At 71.8% G+C, this 16632-nt stretch carries 20 protein-coding genes and 2 pseudogenes; 12 read left to right on the top strand and 10 right to left on the bottom strand.

Annotated elements, in window-relative coordinates:
* The 8 genes and pseudogenes from NJ376_RS26385 to NJ376_RS26350 form a co-directional block, all read right to left on the bottom strand.
* Positions 1-258 (bottom strand): annotated as a pseudogene (locus NJ376_RS26385) (hypothetical protein); the annotation flags it as partial.
* A 190-nt stretch (positions 259-448) separates the two neighbouring features.
* Positions 449-937, bottom strand: a complete 489-nt coding sequence (gene tolR / locus NJ376_RS26380) for a protein TolR (RefSeq protein ID WP_252956349.1) — start codon at positions 935-937, stop codon at positions 449-451.
* 4 nt (positions 938-941) lie between these two features.
* Entirely contained in the window at positions 942-1694 is a 753-nt protein-coding gene (tolQ, locus tag NJ376_RS26375) for a protein TolQ (protein ID WP_252956348.1), read from the bottom strand.
* 59 nt (positions 1695-1753) lie between these two features.
* Positions 1754-2203: a YbgC/FadM family acyl-CoA thioesterase gene (locus NJ376_RS26370; protein WP_252956347.1), complete on the bottom strand. Its 450-nt coding sequence runs from the start codon at positions 2201-2203 to the stop codon at positions 1754-1756.
* Positions 2200-3228, bottom strand: a complete 1029-nt coding sequence (ruvB, locus tag NJ376_RS26365; protein ID WP_252956350.1) for a Holliday junction branch migration DNA helicase RuvB — start codon at positions 3226-3228, stop codon at positions 2200-2202. Before ruvB ends, NJ376_RS26370 begins: the two co-directional genes overlap by 4 nt.
* Positions 3229-3272: 44 nt before the next feature.
* Positions 3273-3884: a Holliday junction branch migration protein RuvA gene (ruvA, locus tag NJ376_RS26360; protein WP_252956346.1), complete on the bottom strand. Its 612-nt coding sequence runs from the start codon at positions 3882-3884 to the stop codon at positions 3273-3275.
* Between the two features lie 166 nt (positions 3885-4050).
* Positions 4051-4566, bottom strand: coding sequence for a crossover junction endodeoxyribonuclease RuvC (ruvC, locus tag NJ376_RS26355; protein WP_252956345.1), 516 nt, complete (start codon positions 4564-4566; stop codon positions 4051-4053).
* 5 nt (positions 4567-4571) lie between these two features.
* Positions 4572-5321, bottom strand: coding sequence for a YebC/PmpR family DNA-binding transcriptional regulator (locus tag NJ376_RS26350; protein ID WP_252956344.1), 750 nt, complete (start codon positions 5319-5321; stop codon positions 4572-4574).
* Positions 5322-5462: 141 nt separating this feature from the next.
* Here NJ376_RS26350 and NJ376_RS26345 point away from each other — a divergent pair, with 141 nt between their 5' ends.
* Positions 5463-6104: a pyridoxamine 5'-phosphate oxidase family protein gene (locus NJ376_RS26345; RefSeq protein WP_252956343.1), complete on the top strand. Its 642-nt coding sequence runs from the start codon at positions 5463-5465 to the stop codon at positions 6102-6104.
* 315 nt (positions 6105-6419) lie between these two features.
* Here NJ376_RS26345 and NJ376_RS26340 read toward each other — a convergent pair whose 3' ends face one another.
* Both NJ376_RS26340 and NJ376_RS26335 read right to left on the bottom strand, forming a co-directional pair.
* Complete coding sequence (locus NJ376_RS26340) at positions 6420-6635, bottom strand: hypothetical protein (protein WP_252956342.1); 216 nt, start codon at positions 6633-6635, stop codon at positions 6420-6422.
* Between the two features lie 70 nt (positions 6636-6705).
* Positions 6706-7593 (bottom strand): DMT family transporter, encoded by an 888-nt coding sequence (locus NJ376_RS26335; protein ID WP_252956341.1) that lies wholly within the window; start codon positions 7591-7593, stop codon positions 6706-6708.
* A gap of 47 nt (positions 7594-7640) precedes the next feature.
* Here NJ376_RS26335 and NJ376_RS26330 point away from each other — a divergent pair, with 47 nt between their 5' ends.
* From NJ376_RS26330 to NJ376_RS26280, 11 genes and pseudogenes are all read left to right on the top strand, one after another.
* Complete coding sequence (locus NJ376_RS26330; protein WP_252956340.1) at positions 7641-8318, top strand: helix-turn-helix transcriptional regulator; 678 nt, start codon at positions 7641-7643, stop codon at positions 8316-8318.
* A 100-nt stretch (positions 8319-8418) separates the two neighbouring features.
* On the top strand, positions 8419-10557 hold the full coding sequence (locus NJ376_RS26325) for an acetate--CoA ligase family protein (protein ID WP_252956339.1): 2139 nt from the start codon (positions 8419-8421) through the stop codon (positions 10555-10557).
* A gap of 132 nt (positions 10558-10689) precedes the next feature.
* Positions 10690-11796, top strand: a complete 1107-nt coding sequence (locus NJ376_RS26320; protein ID WP_252956338.1) for a Zn-dependent alcohol dehydrogenase — start codon at positions 10690-10692, stop codon at positions 11794-11796.
* Positions 11793-12104 carry a DUF6166 domain-containing protein gene (locus tag NJ376_RS26315; protein ID WP_252956337.1) on the top strand — a complete coding sequence of 104 codons (312 nt, stop codon included), beginning with the start codon at positions 11793-11795 and terminating at the stop codon, positions 12102-12104. Before NJ376_RS26320 ends, NJ376_RS26315 begins: the two co-directional genes overlap by 4 nt.
* Positions 12105-12329: 225 nt before the next feature.
* Positions 12330-13028 (top strand): GntR family transcriptional regulator, encoded by a 699-nt coding sequence (locus NJ376_RS26310; RefSeq protein ID WP_252956336.1) that lies wholly within the window; start codon positions 12330-12332, stop codon positions 13026-13028.
* A gap of 99 nt (positions 13029-13127) precedes the next feature.
* Positions 13128-13949, top strand: coding sequence for a sterol desaturase family protein (locus NJ376_RS26305; RefSeq protein WP_252956335.1), 822 nt, complete (start codon positions 13128-13130; stop codon positions 13947-13949).
* Between the two features lie 19 nt (positions 13950-13968).
* Positions 13969-14214, top strand: a complete 246-nt coding sequence (locus NJ376_RS26300; RefSeq protein ID WP_252956334.1) for a hypothetical protein — start codon at positions 13969-13971, stop codon at positions 14212-14214.
* 2 nt (positions 14215-14216) lie between these two features.
* On the top strand, positions 14217-15026 hold the full coding sequence (locus NJ376_RS26295) for an aspartate/glutamate racemase family protein (RefSeq protein WP_252956333.1): 810 nt from the start codon (positions 14217-14219) through the stop codon (positions 15024-15026).
* A gap of 158 nt (positions 15027-15184) precedes the next feature.
* Positions 15185-15826 (top strand): MotA/TolQ/ExbB proton channel family protein, encoded by a 642-nt coding sequence (locus NJ376_RS26290; RefSeq protein ID WP_252956332.1) that lies wholly within the window; start codon positions 15185-15187, stop codon positions 15824-15826.
* A 2-nt stretch (positions 15827-15828) separates the two neighbouring features.
* On the top strand, positions 15829-16266 hold the full coding sequence (locus NJ376_RS26285) for an ExbD/TolR family protein (protein WP_252956331.1): 438 nt from the start codon (positions 15829-15831) through the stop codon (positions 16264-16266).
* 18 nt (positions 16267-16284) lie between these two features.
* Positions 16285-16632: pseudogene (locus NJ376_RS26280) on the top strand (hypothetical protein); the annotation flags it as partial.

Raw genomic sequence — 16632 nt, 5'->3', positions numbered from 1 at the left:
GGGCGGCGGCAGCGGCGTCACCTGGCGCTGCTCCGGCGCGGGCGGCTGGTCGGGCGTCGGCGGGCGCGGCACGGTGGCGGGCGCGGCGACCGGCGCAGGCTGCTCGCCCTGGGCCTGCTGGTTCGGGATGGGGGCGATGATCTCGACCGGGACGGCCAGTTCCTCCGGCTCCCGGAAGGGCTTCGGCAGGCCGAACAGCAGGCCGAGCACCAGCAGCACGACGTGGACCGCCGCCGATACCGTGCCCCAGAAGCGCATGCCCCGCTGCCGCATTCCGCCGTCTGCGCCGTTCCGGGGCGGCCGTGGCGCCGGAGGCATGCCTGCCGCCTGCCACCCGTCCCCATCTCCCTCCGCCAAGGGCTGCAGGGCCCCTGGATGCCTCTGATCCATGCCGGTGGTCCGCGGGGGGAGTTCGAGGGGGGTGGATCCCCCCTCGTATCCGTTCATGTCAGCCCCTCGGCCGCTGCTGCGGCCGGGCGGGCGCGGCAGCGGGGCGGGGGGTCCCCGGCTGCTCGGCGAGGAGCGCGACGCGGCTGAAGCCGCCGGCGCTGATCGTACCCATCACTTCCATCACCCGGCCGTAATTCACGCCGCGGTCGCCACGGACGAAGATGCGCCGCTCCGGCGCGCCCTCGGGCTGCTGGCGGGCGATGGCCTGGAGCTGGTCCACCAAGCCCTCCAGCGGCACTTCCGTCTCCTGCAGGAAGATCTGGCCCTCGGCATTCACCGAAATGGTGATGGGCTCGTTCTCCTGGTTCAGGGCGCTGGCCTGGGTCTTCGGCAGGTCCACCGGCACGCCCACCGTCATCATCGGCGCCGCCACCATGAAGATGATGAGCAGCACCAGCATGACATCGACCAGCGGCGTGACGTTGATCTCCGCCATCGGCCGGTAGCGGCCGCGCCCCTTGCCGCCGCCGTTGAGCGAGGCCGCCATGGTCCTACTCCGCCGCCGGGGCCGGGCTGCGCGCCGGGCTGACCGCGCTTTCGGTCTGCCGGGCGAGGATGCCGGAGAACTCCGCCGCGAAGCCTTCCAGCCGCCCCGCGAAGCGCGCCATGTCGGAGCTGATCTTGTTGTAGGCCAGCACCGCCGGGATGGCGGCGACCAGGCCGATGGCGGTGGCGAACAGCGCCTCCGCGATGCCCGGCGCCACCACGGCGAGGTTGGTGTTCTGCATGCCGGCGATGGCCGCGAAGCTGTTCATGATGCCCCAGACCGTGCCGAACAGCCCGACAAAGGGCCCGACCGAGCCGACGGAGGCCAGAAAGATCATCCACCGCTCCAGCCGCTCCATCTCCCGCTGCACGGTCAGCGCCATGCTGCGGTCGATCCGCTCCTTCACCCCCGCGGCGACGAAGTCCGAGGTGGCAACGCGTTCGGCGCTGCGGCGCCATTCCCGCATGGCGGTGGCGAAGACCGCGGCCATGGGGTGGGTGGGCTGGTCGCCCTCCCGCCGGTAGAGCTCGTCCAGGCTGCCGCCGGACCAGAAGGCGTCCTCGAAGGCATCCGCCGCCTTGTTGGCGCGGCGCAGGCTGGTGACCTTCTCGAAGACAATGGCCCAGACCCAGATGCTGGCGAAGAGCAGGCCGAGCATGACCAGCTTCACCACCCAATCGGCCTGCAGGAAGAGGCCCCAGAGCGACAGGTCAGCCGCCGCCTGGCCCAGAGGAGTTGCCGTCACGCTGCGGTCCAAAGCTGCTCTCCTAGCTCATCCTCATGCCGGATCATGGCCGATCCGCGGCGGTTTCGTATTCACCCCGTGGCGGAGCCCGAAAGGGCGCTCCGCCAGGGTTCCGGAATTCGCTTCGGGCGCAGCCCGTGGCGATCGACGCAGGCCAGTTCCACCCGCAGCGCCGCCAGCGGCCCTTCGCCGACGCCCTCCCCCTCCCGCAGCATCCGCTGGTCCAGCACCAGGGTGACGCCACGCACGGCAACCACCCTGGTTTCAACCACGATCGCGTCATCGAGTCGGGCGGGCCGCCAATACTCCACTTCGATGCGTCGCACCACGAGTATCGAATCGTGAAGTTCGATCATCATTTGGTGCGGCAAGCCAATGGCGCGCAAAGATTCCGTGCGAGCCCGCTCCGCCCAGCGGAGGTAGTTGGCGTGGTAGGCCATGCCGCCCGCATCGGTGTCCTCGAAATAGACCCGGAGGGGGTAGCGATGGGCCGGGCCTGGCGGGGGTAGCTTGCTGGTCACGGCGCCTGATCGCCCCCGGAGAGGAGATCCGGCTGGATGGCGAAGCCGGCGGGGGGCGTCATGCCGAGATGGCGCCAGCCTGGCTCCCCCAGCACCCGGCCGCGCGGGGTGCGCATGACGAGGCCTTCCTGGATCAGATAGGGCTCGATCACGTCCTCGATCGTGTCCCGCGCCTCGGCCAGCGCCGCCGCCAGGGTCTCGACGCCCACCGGCCCGCCATTGTGGTACTCCGCGATGCGGCGGAGGTAGCGGCGGTCCATGGCATCCAGGCCGAGCCGGTCCACCTCCAACCGGGCCAGGGCACCGTCCGCCATGGCGCGGTCGGCGGGGCGGCCGGCGACCATGGCGAAGTCCCGCACCCGGCGCAGCAGGCGCCCGGCGATGCGCGGCGTGCCGCGGGAGCGGCGGGCGATCTCCTCCGCCCCGTCCTCGGCGAGCGCGAAGCCAAGCTTCTGGGCGCCACGACGGACGATCAGCAGCAACTCCTCCGGCGTGTAGAATTGCAGGCGCAGCGGAATGCCGAAGCGGTCCCGCAGCGGGGTGGCCAGCAGCCCCGCGCGGGTGGTAGCGCCGACCAGGGTGAAGGGTGGCAGGTCGATGCGCACGGTCCGCGCCGCCGGCCCCTCGCCGATGATGAGGTCGAGCTGGAAATCCTCCATGGCGGGGTAGAGGGTTTCCTCCAGCGCCGGCTGCAGGCGGTGGATCTCATCGACGAACAGCACGTCGCGCGGCTGCAGGTTCGTCAGGATCGCCGCCAGGTCGCCGGCCCTCTGCAGGATGGGGCCGGAGGTGGCGCGGAAGCCGACGCCCAGCTCCCGCGCCACGATCTGCGCGAGCGTCGTCTTGCCGAGGCCGGGCGGGCCGTGCAGCAGGACATGGTCCAGCGCCTCCCCGCGCGCCTTCGCGGCCTGGATGAAGATGGCGAGGTTCTCGCGCAGCGTCTTCTGGCCGGTGAAATCGTCCAGGGTCTGCGGGCGGAGGGTGGCCTCGGCGGCATCCTCCTCGGTCCGGTCGGGGGTCGTGATGCGCTCCTCCGCCTCCGCCGGGGGAGGGCCGCGCCGCTTCCCGCTCACCGTGCCAGCTCCTTCAGGCTATCCCGGATCAGTGATTCCAGCGCGGCGCCATCACCGAGCCGGGTCTTGGCGCGGTTCACCGCCGCCTGCGCCTCCGGCCGCCTCCAGCCGAGGTTGATAAGGGCCGAGACGGCATCCGCCTCCGCCCCCGCCGGGGCCTGGACCGTGGCGGTAGGGGCGACGGCGATGCCGGAGGGAGGCTGGATGCCGCCCGCCCAGTCGCGCAGCTCCGTCACCAGCCGGTCGGCCAGCTTGGCGCCGACGCCATTCGCCTGGCGCAGCCCCGCGCGGTCCCCGGCGCGGATGGCACCGGCCAGCTCCTCCGGCCCGAAGGCGGAGAGGATGTCGAGCGCCACCTTCGGCCCCACCCCCTGGATGGAAGTGAGTTTGGCGAAGGTCTCCCGCTCCTGCCGCGTGGCGAAGCCGAAGAGGACGATGGCGTCCTGGCGGACATGGGTCTCGACCAGCAGCTGCGCCGCCTGGGGCGCGTCCCGCAGCCGGTCCAGGGTCTTGGTGGAGCAGGAAAGCAGGTAGCCAACGCCGTTCACATCGAGGATGCAGCCGCCTTCATGGACGCTGTCCAGGCGGCCGGTGAGCTTGCCGATCATGGCGTGTTCGAGGGAGGCGCTGCCTCCCTCGAGCTCCCTCCGCCAAGGGCCGAAAGGCCCCTGGACCCCTTGAGTTTGCCGGTCTGAAACTCATGGTTTCCAAAGGCCCTTCGGCCTTTGGTGGGGGAGTTCGAGGGGGCAACGCCCCCTCGATGCGAGGCACTGTTCATGCCGGCACATACCCCCGCGCCAGCGCCAGCTTCGTCCCCCGATGATGTGCGTGGCAGATCGCGACGGCCAGCGCGTCGGCGGCGTCCGCCCGGCGGAGCGTGGCGCCTGGCAGCAGCCGCTTCACCATGGCTTCCACCTGCGCCTTCTCCGCATGCCCGGTGCCGACCACGGCGCGCTTCACCTCCATCGCCTGATATTCCGCGACGGGAATGCCTGCCAGCGCCGGCGCCAGCAACACCACCCCCCGCGCCTGGCCGAGCTTCAGCGCCGCGCCCGGGTTCTTGTTGACATAGGTGTGCTCCACCGCCGCCTCGTCCGGCCGCCACGCCTCGATCAGCGCCGCCAGCGCCAGGTGCAGCGCCCGCAGCCGCTCGGCCAAAGGCGAGTCGGCATCCGTGGAGATCACCCCGTCCCCCAGATGCCGCAGCCGGCTGCCCGCGCTTTCCACCACGCCCCAGCCCGTATGCTGCAGCCCGGGATCCAGCCCGAGCAGGCGGACGGCCCCCGTCACCTGGCTCAGGCCGAGAGCTTCAGGGAGACGGCGTCGGAGACTTCGAAATTGGCATAGACGTTCTGCACGTCGTCGCTCTCCTCCAGCCGGTCGATCAGCTTCAGGATGTCGCGCGCCTTCTCCTCGTCCAGGTCGATGCGCACATTCGGCACCCATTCGACCTTGGCGCTCTCGGGGCTGCCGAACCTCGCCTCCATCGCGTCCCGCACGGCGAAGAAATCCTCCGGGGCGCAGGTGATCTCGTGGCCTTCCTCGTCGGAGTCCACGTCCTGGGCGCCGGCCTCGATGGCGGCTTCCAGGATCTCCTCCTCCCTGCCCTGCAGGCCGGGGTACCAGAGCACCCCCCTGCGCTCGAACTGGAAGGAAACGCTGTTGGTCTCGCCCAGCGCCCCGCCGGCCTTGGCGAAGGCGGAGCGGACCTCGCCCGCGGTGCGGTTGCGGTTGTCGGTCAGCGCCTCGACGATGACAGCGACGCCGTAGGGGCCGTAGCCCTCGTACCGCACCTCCTGGTAGTCCTCGCCCTGGCCGGCCGTGCTGGCGCGCTTGATGGCCCGGTCGATCGTGTCCTTGGTCATGTTGGCGACCAGGGCGGCCTTCACCGCGGCGCGTAGCCGGGGGTTCATGGCCGGGTCCGGCAGGCCCTGCTTGGCGGAGACGGTGATTTCGCGGATCAGCTTGCCGAAGGCCTGGGCCTTCTTCGCGCCCTGGGCCGCCTTGCGGTGCATGATGTTCTTGGCGTGCGAATGCCCGGCCATGGCCGGAATCTCCGGAACTTAAGATTGCGGGTGAAGATGGGCTTATAGCCTTCTGCCGCCCCCGGCGCCACCGGCGGCCTTGCCAATGGCCGGCCGATCAACCTTGCCCCGGGGGGCTGGGGGCTGGCAGGCTGCCGGGCCATGGACGCCCTCACCCCATCCTCCCCCCTTGGCGACCCCTTCGCCATCACCACCCTGGAGCAGCTCGCGCAGCATTACGACGCGCCGCGGGAGCTGGTGCTGAAGAAGGTGACCCACCGGCTGGAGGAGCGGACGCGGGCCTTCATCGCCGCCTCCCCCTTCGCCATCCTGGCCACCTGCGGCAGCAACGGCCCGCATGCGACCCCGCGGGGCGATGCGCCGGGCTTCATCCTCCCGCTGGACGAAGGAACGCTGGCGCTGCCGGACCGGCGGGGGAACAACCGGCTGGATGGGCTGCGCGACATCGTCGAGAATCCCGAGGTGGCGCTGCTGTTCTTCGTCCCCGGCATCGGCGAGACGCTGCGGGTGAATGGCACGGCGCGCATCACCGCCGATCTGGCGCTGCGCGAGCGCTTCACCGAGCAGGGCAAGACGCCGGCGACCGTGCTGCTGATCTCGGTGCGGGAGGTCTACATGCAATGCGCCAAGGCGCTCATGCGGTCCAGGCTCTGGGGTGAGCGGAAGCGGCCGGAAGCGGTGCCGACCATGGGGCAGCTCATCGCCGCGCATACCGGCGGGCTGGTAGAGCCGGAGAGCTACGACCGGGACGCGCCGCAGCGGCTGCGGGATACGATGTATTAGTATTTCCCCGCAAAGCCGCGGCGCGGCTTTGCGGGGACCCCGGTTTCGCTGAACCCGAGGGCTCGCACAGCCTGCCGCGGCAAAGCCGCGTCAGGGCAAGGGGCGGTCCGGTTCGGGCAGTGGCGCTCAAGGCCGACTTGTCCGATGATTGCATTTAGCAGCGCCTTCGACGTCGCCAAAGGCGCACCGCACTTCTTGCGGCTGAGCCCTTGCCTTGCAGACGGCATCAATGTGCCACGCGTGGGATATCACCGATATCGTAATGACCTGCCCGGCCGGAATGGCATCCGAAGGAGGTGGATCGCGGCCTCGGGCTCAGCCGCCGGCCTGCCGCCCCTGCTCCCGCGGCGGCACCTGGCTGCGCTGCTGCTGCGGGGCCGGCGGCGTGCGCCGGCGGCCGGCCTCGCGGCGGCGGTCCCGCTCCTCCCGCGCCATGGCGTCGCGCAGCGCGCCCTCATAGCTCAGGCCGCAGGCGGCACCGCCCAGGGCGGAGACCCCCGGTGCCAGATGGGGGGTGCTGTTCTTGTGCATGCGCGCTCTCCCTCGCTGCACGCGCCGATTGTGCACCCTCTGGCCGGCGGATGGGGACGAAATCTCGATGTCAGCCGGCGGAATTCCACTGCGCCTTCAGGTCGATCGCCAGCGCCAGCGCCACCACCGCACCCCCCAGCCAGGTCCCGGGCGGCGGCAGGCTGCCGAAGGCCAGCCAGACCCAGAGCGGCGCCAGCGGCAATTCCGCATTGCCCAGCAGCGCCGCCCGCGCCCCCGGCAGCAGGCGGCTGCCCTCCGTCAGCAGCAGCAGCCCCAGCCCGAACTGCCCGGCCCCGAACAGCGCCAGCCAGGCCGCCTCCGTCCCCGTCACCGCAAGGGGCCGGGCCAGGGGCAGCGCCAGCAGGGCGGAGGCGAAGGCGGAGAGCGCCGCGGCCGGCAGCATCGGCAGCGTCCGGTGGCGGCGGATAATGACCATCATGGCGGCGATCGACGCCGTCATCCCCAGCGCCAGCAGATTGCCAGCGAGCCCGTCCCGCCCCGGCGCCGCGCCGGTCATCACCGCAACCCCCGCCAGCGCCAGGAGGCTGGCCAGCAGCGTGGAGCGCGCCGGCCTTTCGCCATGCCAGGCCCAGGCGAAGGCGGCGGCGAGGAAGGGCGCGGTGGCGTAGAGCAGCGTGACCTCCGCCACCGTGGTCAGCCTGAGGGCATGAATGAAGAGCAGGGTCCCGAGGGTGGAGCAGGCCGCCACCGCCAGCGCTGGCCGGGAGAGCCATCGCCGCGGCCGCAGGGCGCCCCAGCCGCCCCGCCAGGCGGTGCCGGCGGCGAGGACGAGACCGGCGAAGGCCCCGCGCCAGACCAGGATGGTCCAGGGATCTGCCGTGACCAGGCCGGTGAACACCCCGGCCGTGCTGAACAGCAGGGCGGAGGCGAGGATGCAGGCGGGGCCGAGGCCGGCCGCGGCAGGGGAGGCGGTGGACATGCCAGCGAGGCTAGCCACCCCCTCCTGACAGGGTTATGTCAGGAGCAACCGCCCTCGAGCCCGCCATGCGCCGCGCGGACCGCCTGTTCGACATCATCCAGACGCTGCGGGTCGCGCCGCGACCGGTCACGGCGCGAAAACTGGCGGAGCGGCTGGAGGTGGCGGAGCGGGCCATCTACCGCGACATCGCCACCCTCCAGGCCCGCCGCGTGCCGATCGAGGGTGCCGCCGGCCTCGGCTATGTGCTGCGTCGCGGCTTCGAATTGCCGCCCCTGATGTTCACCGCGGACGAGATCGACGCCATCGCCGTCGGCGCCCGCATGGTGCGGCGCTTGCGCGACCCGGGCCTGGCCCAGGCGGCGGAAAGCGTGCTGGCCAAGCTGGCAACCGCCCTGCCGGACAGCCTGCGGCGGGACATGATGGAGCCGCCCTTCTGGGTCTCCGAGGGCAGCACGGCGGAGCCGCGGGGAATCGACCTGGCAGCCCTGCGCGCCGCGATCCGGGATCGGCGGAAGTTGCACATGACCTACGAGGATGCCGCGGGCCGGCGGACCGATCGCGTCGTCTGGCCGATCGCCATGGCCTATTACGTCGATGCCACGCTGCTCGGCGCCTGGTGCGAGAAGCGGAAGGACTACCGGCACTTCCGGGTGGAACGGGTGCTGGCGTCCACCGTGCTGGAGGAGCGCTTCGAGGCCGACCCGGCGGTGCTGCAGCGGGAGTGGCTCGCGCGGCTGGACTGAACGCCGCGGCGAAGCGGCGGCACGGTGTCTCCGCCAGCCGCCCCGTTGACCCTCCGTCCCTCCCGGTTACTGTCCTCGCATCAAGCACGGGAGGGACGAAGTGCCACAACATACCGAGACGGCGCCGGAACCACTGCGCGACCCGGCCAGCCTGCGCCGCCTGCTCTCGCCGCGCAGCGTCGCCGTCATCGGCGTCTCCGCCGAGGCCACCCGCTTCGGCGGCCGCACCGTCACCAACCTGGTGAATTTCGCCGGCCCGGTCTGGGGCGTGAACCCGAAATACGCCGGGAAGGAGCTGCATGGCCGCCCGTGCTACGCCAGCCTGTCCGAATTGCCGGAAGCGCCGGACTGCGTGCTGATCGCCCTGCCGCGGGAGCAGGTGGTGGGCGCGGTGAAGGAGTGCATCGCCAAGGGCGCCGGCGGCATCATCGCCTTCGCCTCCGGCTATGGCGAGACCGGCCTGCCGGAGCGCGTGGCGGAGGAAGCGACGCTGCGCGAGCTCTGCCGCGGCGCCAAGCTGCCGCTGGTCGGCGTGAACTGCCTCGGCATCGTCGACCATGTGCTGAAGGCCGGCGTCACCTTCATGCCGGAATATGTGCGCATGACCGCGCCGGCCGGCGGCGTTGCCATCACCAGCCAGTCCGGCGCGCTGGGCTATGCGCTGATGCAGGCCGCGGAGCGCGGCTTCGCCGTCTGCCATATGACGACGGCGGGCAACGCCACCGACCTCGATGTCTGCGACCTCGCCGCCTACCAGCTTTCCATGCCGGAATGCCGCGTCGTGGCGCTGGCGGTGGAGGGGCTGCGCGACGGCCGCCGCCTGGCGCTGCTGGGCGAGGCGGCGAAGGCGGCGGGCAAGCCGATCGTCGTGCTGAAGCTCGGCCGTGGCGAGGCGGGCGCGGCGGCCGCCGTCTCCCATACCGGCTCGCTGGCCGGCAGCGCCGCCGCCTGGTCCGCCGCCTTCGCCCGCGCCGGCATGGTGGAGGTGGAGGATTTCGACGCGCTGCTGGAAACCGCCGCGCTCTTCGCCAAGGCGGGCAAGCCGAAGGCGAAGGGCGTCGCCATCGTCACCGCCTCGGGCGGCGCCGGCATCATGGCCGCCGATCATGCGGAGGCGCTGGATCTGCCCATGCCGCAGCCCTCGACCGAGGCGAAGGCGGTGCTGGAGGCGGCGATCCCGGATTTCGGCGCGCCCCGCAACCCCTGCGACCTGACGGCCCAGGCGGCGAGCGACCCGACCAGCTTCGGCAAATGCGTGCTCGCGATGGCCGCCGACCCGCAATACGGCGTCATCGTCTATCCGCAGGTCTATTCGCACCACGCGACGACGGTGGCGCGCATCAAGGAGATCGGCGAGCTGGCGGAGAAGGGCGGCAAGCCGATCGTCGTCGCCTGGATCCCGGAACAGCTCGAAGGGCCGGGGGCGGTCGCCGCCGATGCCTCGCCCGTGGTGCCGCTGTTCCGCTCCATGCGGCGGCTGATGAAGGGCATCAAGCTCTGGCACGCCTATTACGACCGGCAGGAGGAAGCGCCGCCCGCCCCGCCGCCGGGGCTGGCCGAGGCGGTGGCCGCGCTGCCCGGCAATGGCGCGGTGTTGACGGAGGCCGAGGCGAAGGCGCTGTTCGCCAAGGTCGGCGTGCCGGTGGTGGAGGAGCGCCGCGCCGCGACGGCGGACGCCGCAGCGGACCAGGCCGCCGCGCTTGGCTTCCCGGTGGTGCTGAAGCTGGACAGCCCGGACATCGCGCACAAGACGGAAGTCGGCGGGGTGAAGCTGAACCTGGCCGATGCCGCCGCGGTGAAGGCGGCCTTCGCCGAGATCATGGCGAGTGCGAAGCGGCACGCGCCGCAGGCCAGGCTGGATGGCGTGCTGGTGCAGCGCATGTCGCGCAAGGGCGTGGAGCTGATCCTCGGCGCGCGGCGGGACCCGCAATTCGGGCCGATGATCCTGGTCGGCACCGGCGGGGTGCAGGCGGAGCTGTGGCGCGACGTGGCGCTGGACCTCGCGCCCGTCACCCCGGCGCGCGCCGAGGCGATGCTGCGCAGCCTGAAGGGCTTCCCGCTGCTGGACGGCTTCCGCGGCGCCCCCAAGGCCGATGTGGCGGCGGTGGCGAAGGCGGTCTCCGCCTTCTCCGTGCTGGCCGCCGCGGCCGGCGAGACGCTGCAGGAGGCGGAGGTGAACCCGCTGATCGCGGGCGAATGGGGCTGCCTGGCGGTGGATGGGCTGGTGCGCTGCGGCTGAACCCCGCGCGCCCCAGACTCATGGTTTCCAAAGGCCCCTCGGCCTTTGGCGGGGTGGGTCCGGGAGGAGCAAGGCCCCTCCCGGAACGGACGGCGCCCGCGCTAGGCTGCCCTGAATAACGGGAGGACCTCCATGCAAGCCCGTGCCGCGGTGCTGCGCGCCATCGGCCAGCCCATGGCGATCGAGCGCATTCGCATCGCCCCCCTCGCCCCCGGCGATGTGCTGGTGAAGACCGCCGCCGCCTCGCTCTGCCACACTGACCTCGAGGTCATCGAGGGCCAGTTCGGCCTCACCCTGCCGGCCGTGCTGGGGCATGAGGCGGCTGGGACCATCGCGGCGCTGGGGGAGGGCGTGACGGGCCTCGCCCCCGGGGATCCCGTGGTGCTGTCCTGGAACCCGCATTGCGGCGGCTGCTTCTATTGCCGCCGCGCCCAGCCCATCCTCTGCGAGCCCTACCTGGCCAACGGCCCCAAGGCAGTGCATTTCGACGGGCGCCCGCGCCTCGCCTGCGACGATGGCGCCACGCTGCATCAGCTCATGTATCTCGGCGGCTTCGCGGAATATGTCGTGGTTCCGGTGCAGCAGGCCGTCCGGGTGCCGCGCGAGATGCCGCTGGACCGCGCCTGCCTGCTCGGCTGCGCGGTGATGACGGGCTTCGGCGCCGCCACCCATATCGCCCGGATCGGCTGGGGCGAGGTGGTGATGGTGATCGGCGCGGGCGCGGTCGGCCTGGCCGCCATCCAGGGCGCCAGGCTCGCCGGCGCCGGGCGGATCATCGCCGTCGATCCCAACCCCGCCCGCCGCGCCATGGCGGAGCGGGCCGGCGCCACCACGCTCTGCGACCCGGCGCAGGAGGATCCCGCCGCCCTCGCCCGCCGCCTCACCGCCGGCCGCGGCGCCGATGCGGTGATCGAGGCCGCCGGGGTCCCCGCCAGCCTGCGCGCCAGCGTGGAGGCCGTGCGGCCCGGCGGGCAGGTGGTCTGGCTCGGCAAGCTCGGGGTGAATGCCGAGATGCCCTTCCGCTGGGGCGCCCTGATGCAGGAGAAGCGGATCACCCGCTCCTCCTATGGCGGCGCCCGGCCGGCCGAGGATTTCCCGCTGCTGGCGGAGGCCTATCTGGCCGGGAAGCTCGACCTCGACAGCCTGATCACCGCCCGCATCGGGCTTGAGGAGATCAACCAGGGCTTCGCCGCGCTGAAACGCGGGGAGGCGATCCGCTCCGTGGTGGTGTTTCCATGAAGATCTATGAAGGCGGCCGCGGCCTCGCCGGGGCGGAGGTGACGGTGGATGGCGCCCCGTTGGACCCGCGCTTCGACATCCACAGCTTCTCCCCCATGGGGTTCGAATGGACCTATGAGGGGGACGGTCCTCGCCAGCTCGCCCTCGCGCTTTTGTGTGAGCATCTGGGGGACCCGAAGCGCGCTCTGGCCCTGACCGAGGGCTTCATGCGGAGCGTGGTGGCGGAGCTCGACAATGCCTGGATGCTGACCGAGGAGGAGATCGCGGCGGCGGTGGCAGCGCTGGAAGGCGGTCGATCGACCAAGTAGGGGGCACGCGCCGGGCCGGCTCCGACATTCGCGGAGCACGCCACCCGGCACGCGCGGCACCCCGGACCTCACCCTCCCTAAACCCGGCTTTCCGCTGGGCGATATAGCAGCGGGCAGAATTAAATATCCCGCTGATATATCTGACGCTGCGGAGTGTGCGGTGAACCGACCGGGCTTGTCAACTATGGTTGCGCCCGACGCGCTTCTCCCGCAAAAGCTGCTGCGATGCGAGAAGCCACTTCGTACCCGAAACAGGACCGCGCGCCGCAGGTGGCGACGGGCGACAGCACCCTCACCGAGCAGGCCTACCGGGCCATCGAGGAGGCGATCGTCACGCTCGACCTGCGGCCGGGGGAGGCGGTGAGCGAGGCGCAGCTTTCCGCCCGCTTCCAATTCGGCCGCACCCCGGTGCGGGAGGCGCTGCAGCGCCTGGCGCGGGAGAAGCTGGTGCGCATCCTGCCGCGGCGGGGGATCGTCGTGGCGCCGGTCGATGTGCGAGAGCAGCTCCGCCTGCTGGAGGTGCGGCGGGAGGTGGAGCGGCTGATCGCCCGCCTCGCGGCGCGCCGGGCGGATGCGGCGGAGCGACGGCATTTCCGCGCCGTGGCGGAGCGCATGGAGCAGGCGGCGGCGAGCAATGACGGCACCGCCTTCCTCTCCGCCGACCGGGCGCTGAACCTGCTGGTGCTGGAGGCGGCGCGGAACGAGTTCGCCGCCGCCGCCATGGCGCTGATGCATGGGCTGTCGCGCCGCTTCTGGTTCATCCACTGGCAGCGCAACGCCGACCTGCCGCGCTCGGCCGTCGCCCATGCGGCGCTGGCCACGGCGATCGCCGAGGGCGATGCGGAGGGGGCGGCCCGCGCCTCCGACGCGCTGCTCGATTATATCGAGGCCTTCACCCGGGCGACGGTCGGGCCGGAGCCGTAAGCCTTCCTCCCGGCGGGGGGGCGCCGTCCCACCCCTCGCTTGACCCTGCCCCGGTAGGCGGCTGATATGTCAGCCGGCATAACCGGGGAAACGGCCATCATGGACGGCAGCCACAGCAGCGCCGAGGCCTTGAAGCGGGAGCGGCTCTCCCGCCGGCAGCAGGCCTTCCGGGCGGATTTCCGGCAGAAGATCGGCCGGCTCTACCATGGCTGGGCGCATGTCGCCCTGATCTACGCCATCGGCGGCGGCGCCATTTGGTACTGCGCCCGGCAGATCGCCTCGCCCGCCTGGTATGAGTATCTGGTGATCCCGGCCGCCTTCCTCGGCGCCAATGTCTTCGAGTGGTGGATCCACAAATACGTCATGCACCGGCCGCTGCGCGGGCTGATGGGCATCTACAAGCGCCACACCCTGGCGCACCACCAGTTCTTCACCGAGAACGAATACACCTTCGACAACAGCCGGGACTTCCGGATCGTCTTCTTCCCGCCCTATGCCCTCGTCACCTTCCTGGCGATGTCGCTGATCCCGGCCGCGGTGCTGAACCTGCTCGGCTTCCCGGATGCGGGCTGGCTGCTGCTCATCACCAACACGGCGCTCTACCTGAATTACGAGCTCTTCCACTTCTGCTGCCATGTGAAGGATGACCGGATCGTCCGGCACATCCCCTTCATCAACACCATCCGCCGCCACCATGCCGCGCACCACAACACCGCCATCATGATGGAACGTAATTTCAACCTCACCTACCCGATCGCCGACTGGCTGTTCGGCACCAGCGACCTGAAGCGCGGGCTGCTCGGCCACATCTTCAACGGCTATGATGCGCGGCATGTCCGCGGCGACCTGAAGCGGGTGAAGCACACGCTGGACGACCCGCAGGCCGGCCGCCCGCGCAGCCCGATGCTGGCGGCCGAATAGCATGGCGGCGCAGCCAAGCTTGCAGGACCGATCGGGGCTGCAGGGCGCCGCCCCGCCTCGGTCGGGCGCGCTCAGGCCGCTGGATGGCGGCGGCATCAAGACCTCCCGCGCCTCGCTTTTCGGCGGCATCGCGGTGGCGATCGGCGTCTTCGTCCTCTGGACCGCCATCGCGCGAGAATTGGCGGCGACGGGGCCGCTTCCCCTGGCCCTGGGCGCCGTGGTCGGCGCGCTGATCGGCCTCTGGATCTGGAAGGCCGATCTCTGACCATGCGTCTCTGGTACCAGTCCATGACCCGGCCCGCCGCCTGGCCGGCCTATGCCGAGGCGCTGCGCCGCACCCTGGACCGCGCCGCCGACCCGGGCACCGAGATCGCCATCCATGGCATCGAGAAGCGCGGCGGCATCGGCGACCAGTATCGCAGCCTCGAATTCATCGAGACGATCGAGGTGCTGGAGAACGCCGCCCGCGCCGAGGCGGAGGGCTTCGATGCGCTGCTGCTGGGCAACATCGCCGATCCGGGGCTGCGGCCGGCGCGGGAGATGCTCTCCATCCCGGTGCTTGGCCTGTGCGAGACGGCGCTGCTGACCGCCTGCCAGATGGGCGCCTCCATCGGCCTCGTCATCGCCAATGACAAGCACCACAGCCGCATCCTGGAGAATGTCGCCCTCACCGGCCTGACGACGCGCGTCGTCGGGGTGGAACGCATGAAGGTGGACCGCCTGGCCGATCTCGACGCCGCCTTCTCCCCGGGCGAGGCGCGGGAGCGCATCCTCGGCCAGTTCCAGGCGGCGGCCGATGCCTGCGTCGCCCGCGGGGCGGAGGTGGTGATCCCGGCGGCCGGCGTCGCCATGGTGCTGCTGGCCGAGGCCGGGATCCATGAGGCGGGGCGCGGCGTGCCGGTGCTGAACGCCTCGGTGGCGCTGCTGAAGGCCGGGGAATCGGCGGTGAAGCTGAATCGGTTGATGGGCGGCCGCTTCACCAGCCGGCGCGGCGCCTATGCCCAGCCCCCCGCCGGCCAGATCGCCGAGCTGCGCCGCGCCTACGGCCCGGTCTTCCCGCGCATTGCCGAGGGCTGACCTCGCCCCGCCGGATCCCGCGGAAGCCAGGGCGTCGCGCCGCTTGCGGGGGGGACCAGAGAGCCCCGCCACCTGCCACCGCTGCGCCGGCCTGCCTTGCGCCCGGCGCATGCTTTGGACAATTTGCAAGCGACTCGCAATTGCGGTTACTTGCCGCGATGCAGCACGCCCTCCCCTCCCCGCTTGAGCTCTTCCTCGCCGCCGATCCCGTGGTGAAGGGGGTGATGCTCGGCCTGGTCCTGGCGTCCCTCGCCTGCTGGACCATCATCATCGAGAAGCTCGCCACCATCCGCCGGCTGCGGCGGGAGGCCAAGGCCCTCGCCCTGGCGGAAGCCGGCCAGTCCGGCGCCGCCGGCCTCGCCGGCGCGGTGCTCGGCGCCGCCCTGCCGGAATGGCGCCGCGGCCAGGGCGCGCGGGAGACCGATGGCGAATACCGCCAGCGGCTGGAGGTCGCGCTGCGCCGGCCCGTCGCCGCGGCGATGAAGCGGGCGGAATCGGGGCTGCCCATCCTCGCCACCACCGGCTCGGTCGGGCCCTTCGTCGGACTGTTCGGCACGGTCTGGGGCATCATGAACAGCTTCGCCGGCATCGCCGCCAGCCAGGACACCAGTCTGGCCGGGGTGGCGCCGGGCATTGCGGAGGCGCTGTTCGCCACCGCCATCGGCCTGGTCGCCGCCATCCCGGCGGTCATCGCCTATAACCGCTTCGCCGTCGCCCTGGCCGCGGTGCGGCAGGAAGCGATGATTGCGGCCTCCGACCTTGCCCTGCGGCTCAGCCGCGCCGCGCCGGTGGGGGTCTGAGCATGGCGATGCAGATGCCCGGCGGCGGCGGGGAGGACGACGACGCCGCGCCGATGGCGGAGATCAACGTCACGCCGCTGGTCGATGTCATGCTGGTGCTGCTCATCATCTTCATGGTGGCGGCGCCGATGATGACGGTGGGCGTGCCGGTGCGGCTGCCCCAGGCGAATGCCAGCCGAGTGCCGACGCCGGTGCAGCCCATCACCGTCACCGTCATCGCGCCCGGGGAGATCTACCTGCAGGAGAACCGGGTCGAGGAGGCGGAACTGCCCGCCCTGCTGGCCCAGGCGCGGGAAGGCCAGGACCCGGCGCCCGCCGTGCATCTGCGCGGCGACAAGGACGTGCCCTATGGCGAGGTGCTGCGCGTCCTGGGCGGGCTGCGCGGCGCCGGCGTGGACCGCGTGGCACTGGTGGCGGACCCCGCCCCGGCGCGGCGCTGAGCGGGAGCAGGGGGCGAGATGCCGGACGGGTCCTTCTTCCTTGCCCCGCAGCAGCGCCAGGAGACGCCGGACCGCACCCGCGCGGTCGCGGCGGTTGCGGCGCTGCTGCTGCATGGCGCGGTGCTGCTGGCCCTGCTGCTGCCCCCCGCCCCCCTGCCGCCGGTGGAGGAGGTGACGGAGGTGGAGATCGCCACCCCCGAGGCCGAGCCGGAACCCGAGCCCGAGCCGCCCATGGCCGAGGCCGCGGCGCCCGAGGTCCAGGCCGCGGCACCGCCACCCGAGCCGGTGCCGGAACCGCCCCCGCCCGAGCCGCCGCCGCCAGAGCCCGCGCCCCCGCCGCCCGATCCCGTGCCGGAACCGCCCCCG

Origin of the sequence: Siccirubricoccus soli, assembly GCF_024178315.1 — a bacterium.
GTDB classification, from domain to species: Bacteria; Pseudomonadota; Alphaproteobacteria; order Acetobacterales; family Acetobacteraceae; genus Siccirubricoccus; species Siccirubricoccus soli.
Note: the sequence above shows the minus strand (reverse complement) of the source record. Positions and strands in the feature narration are given on the sequence as shown.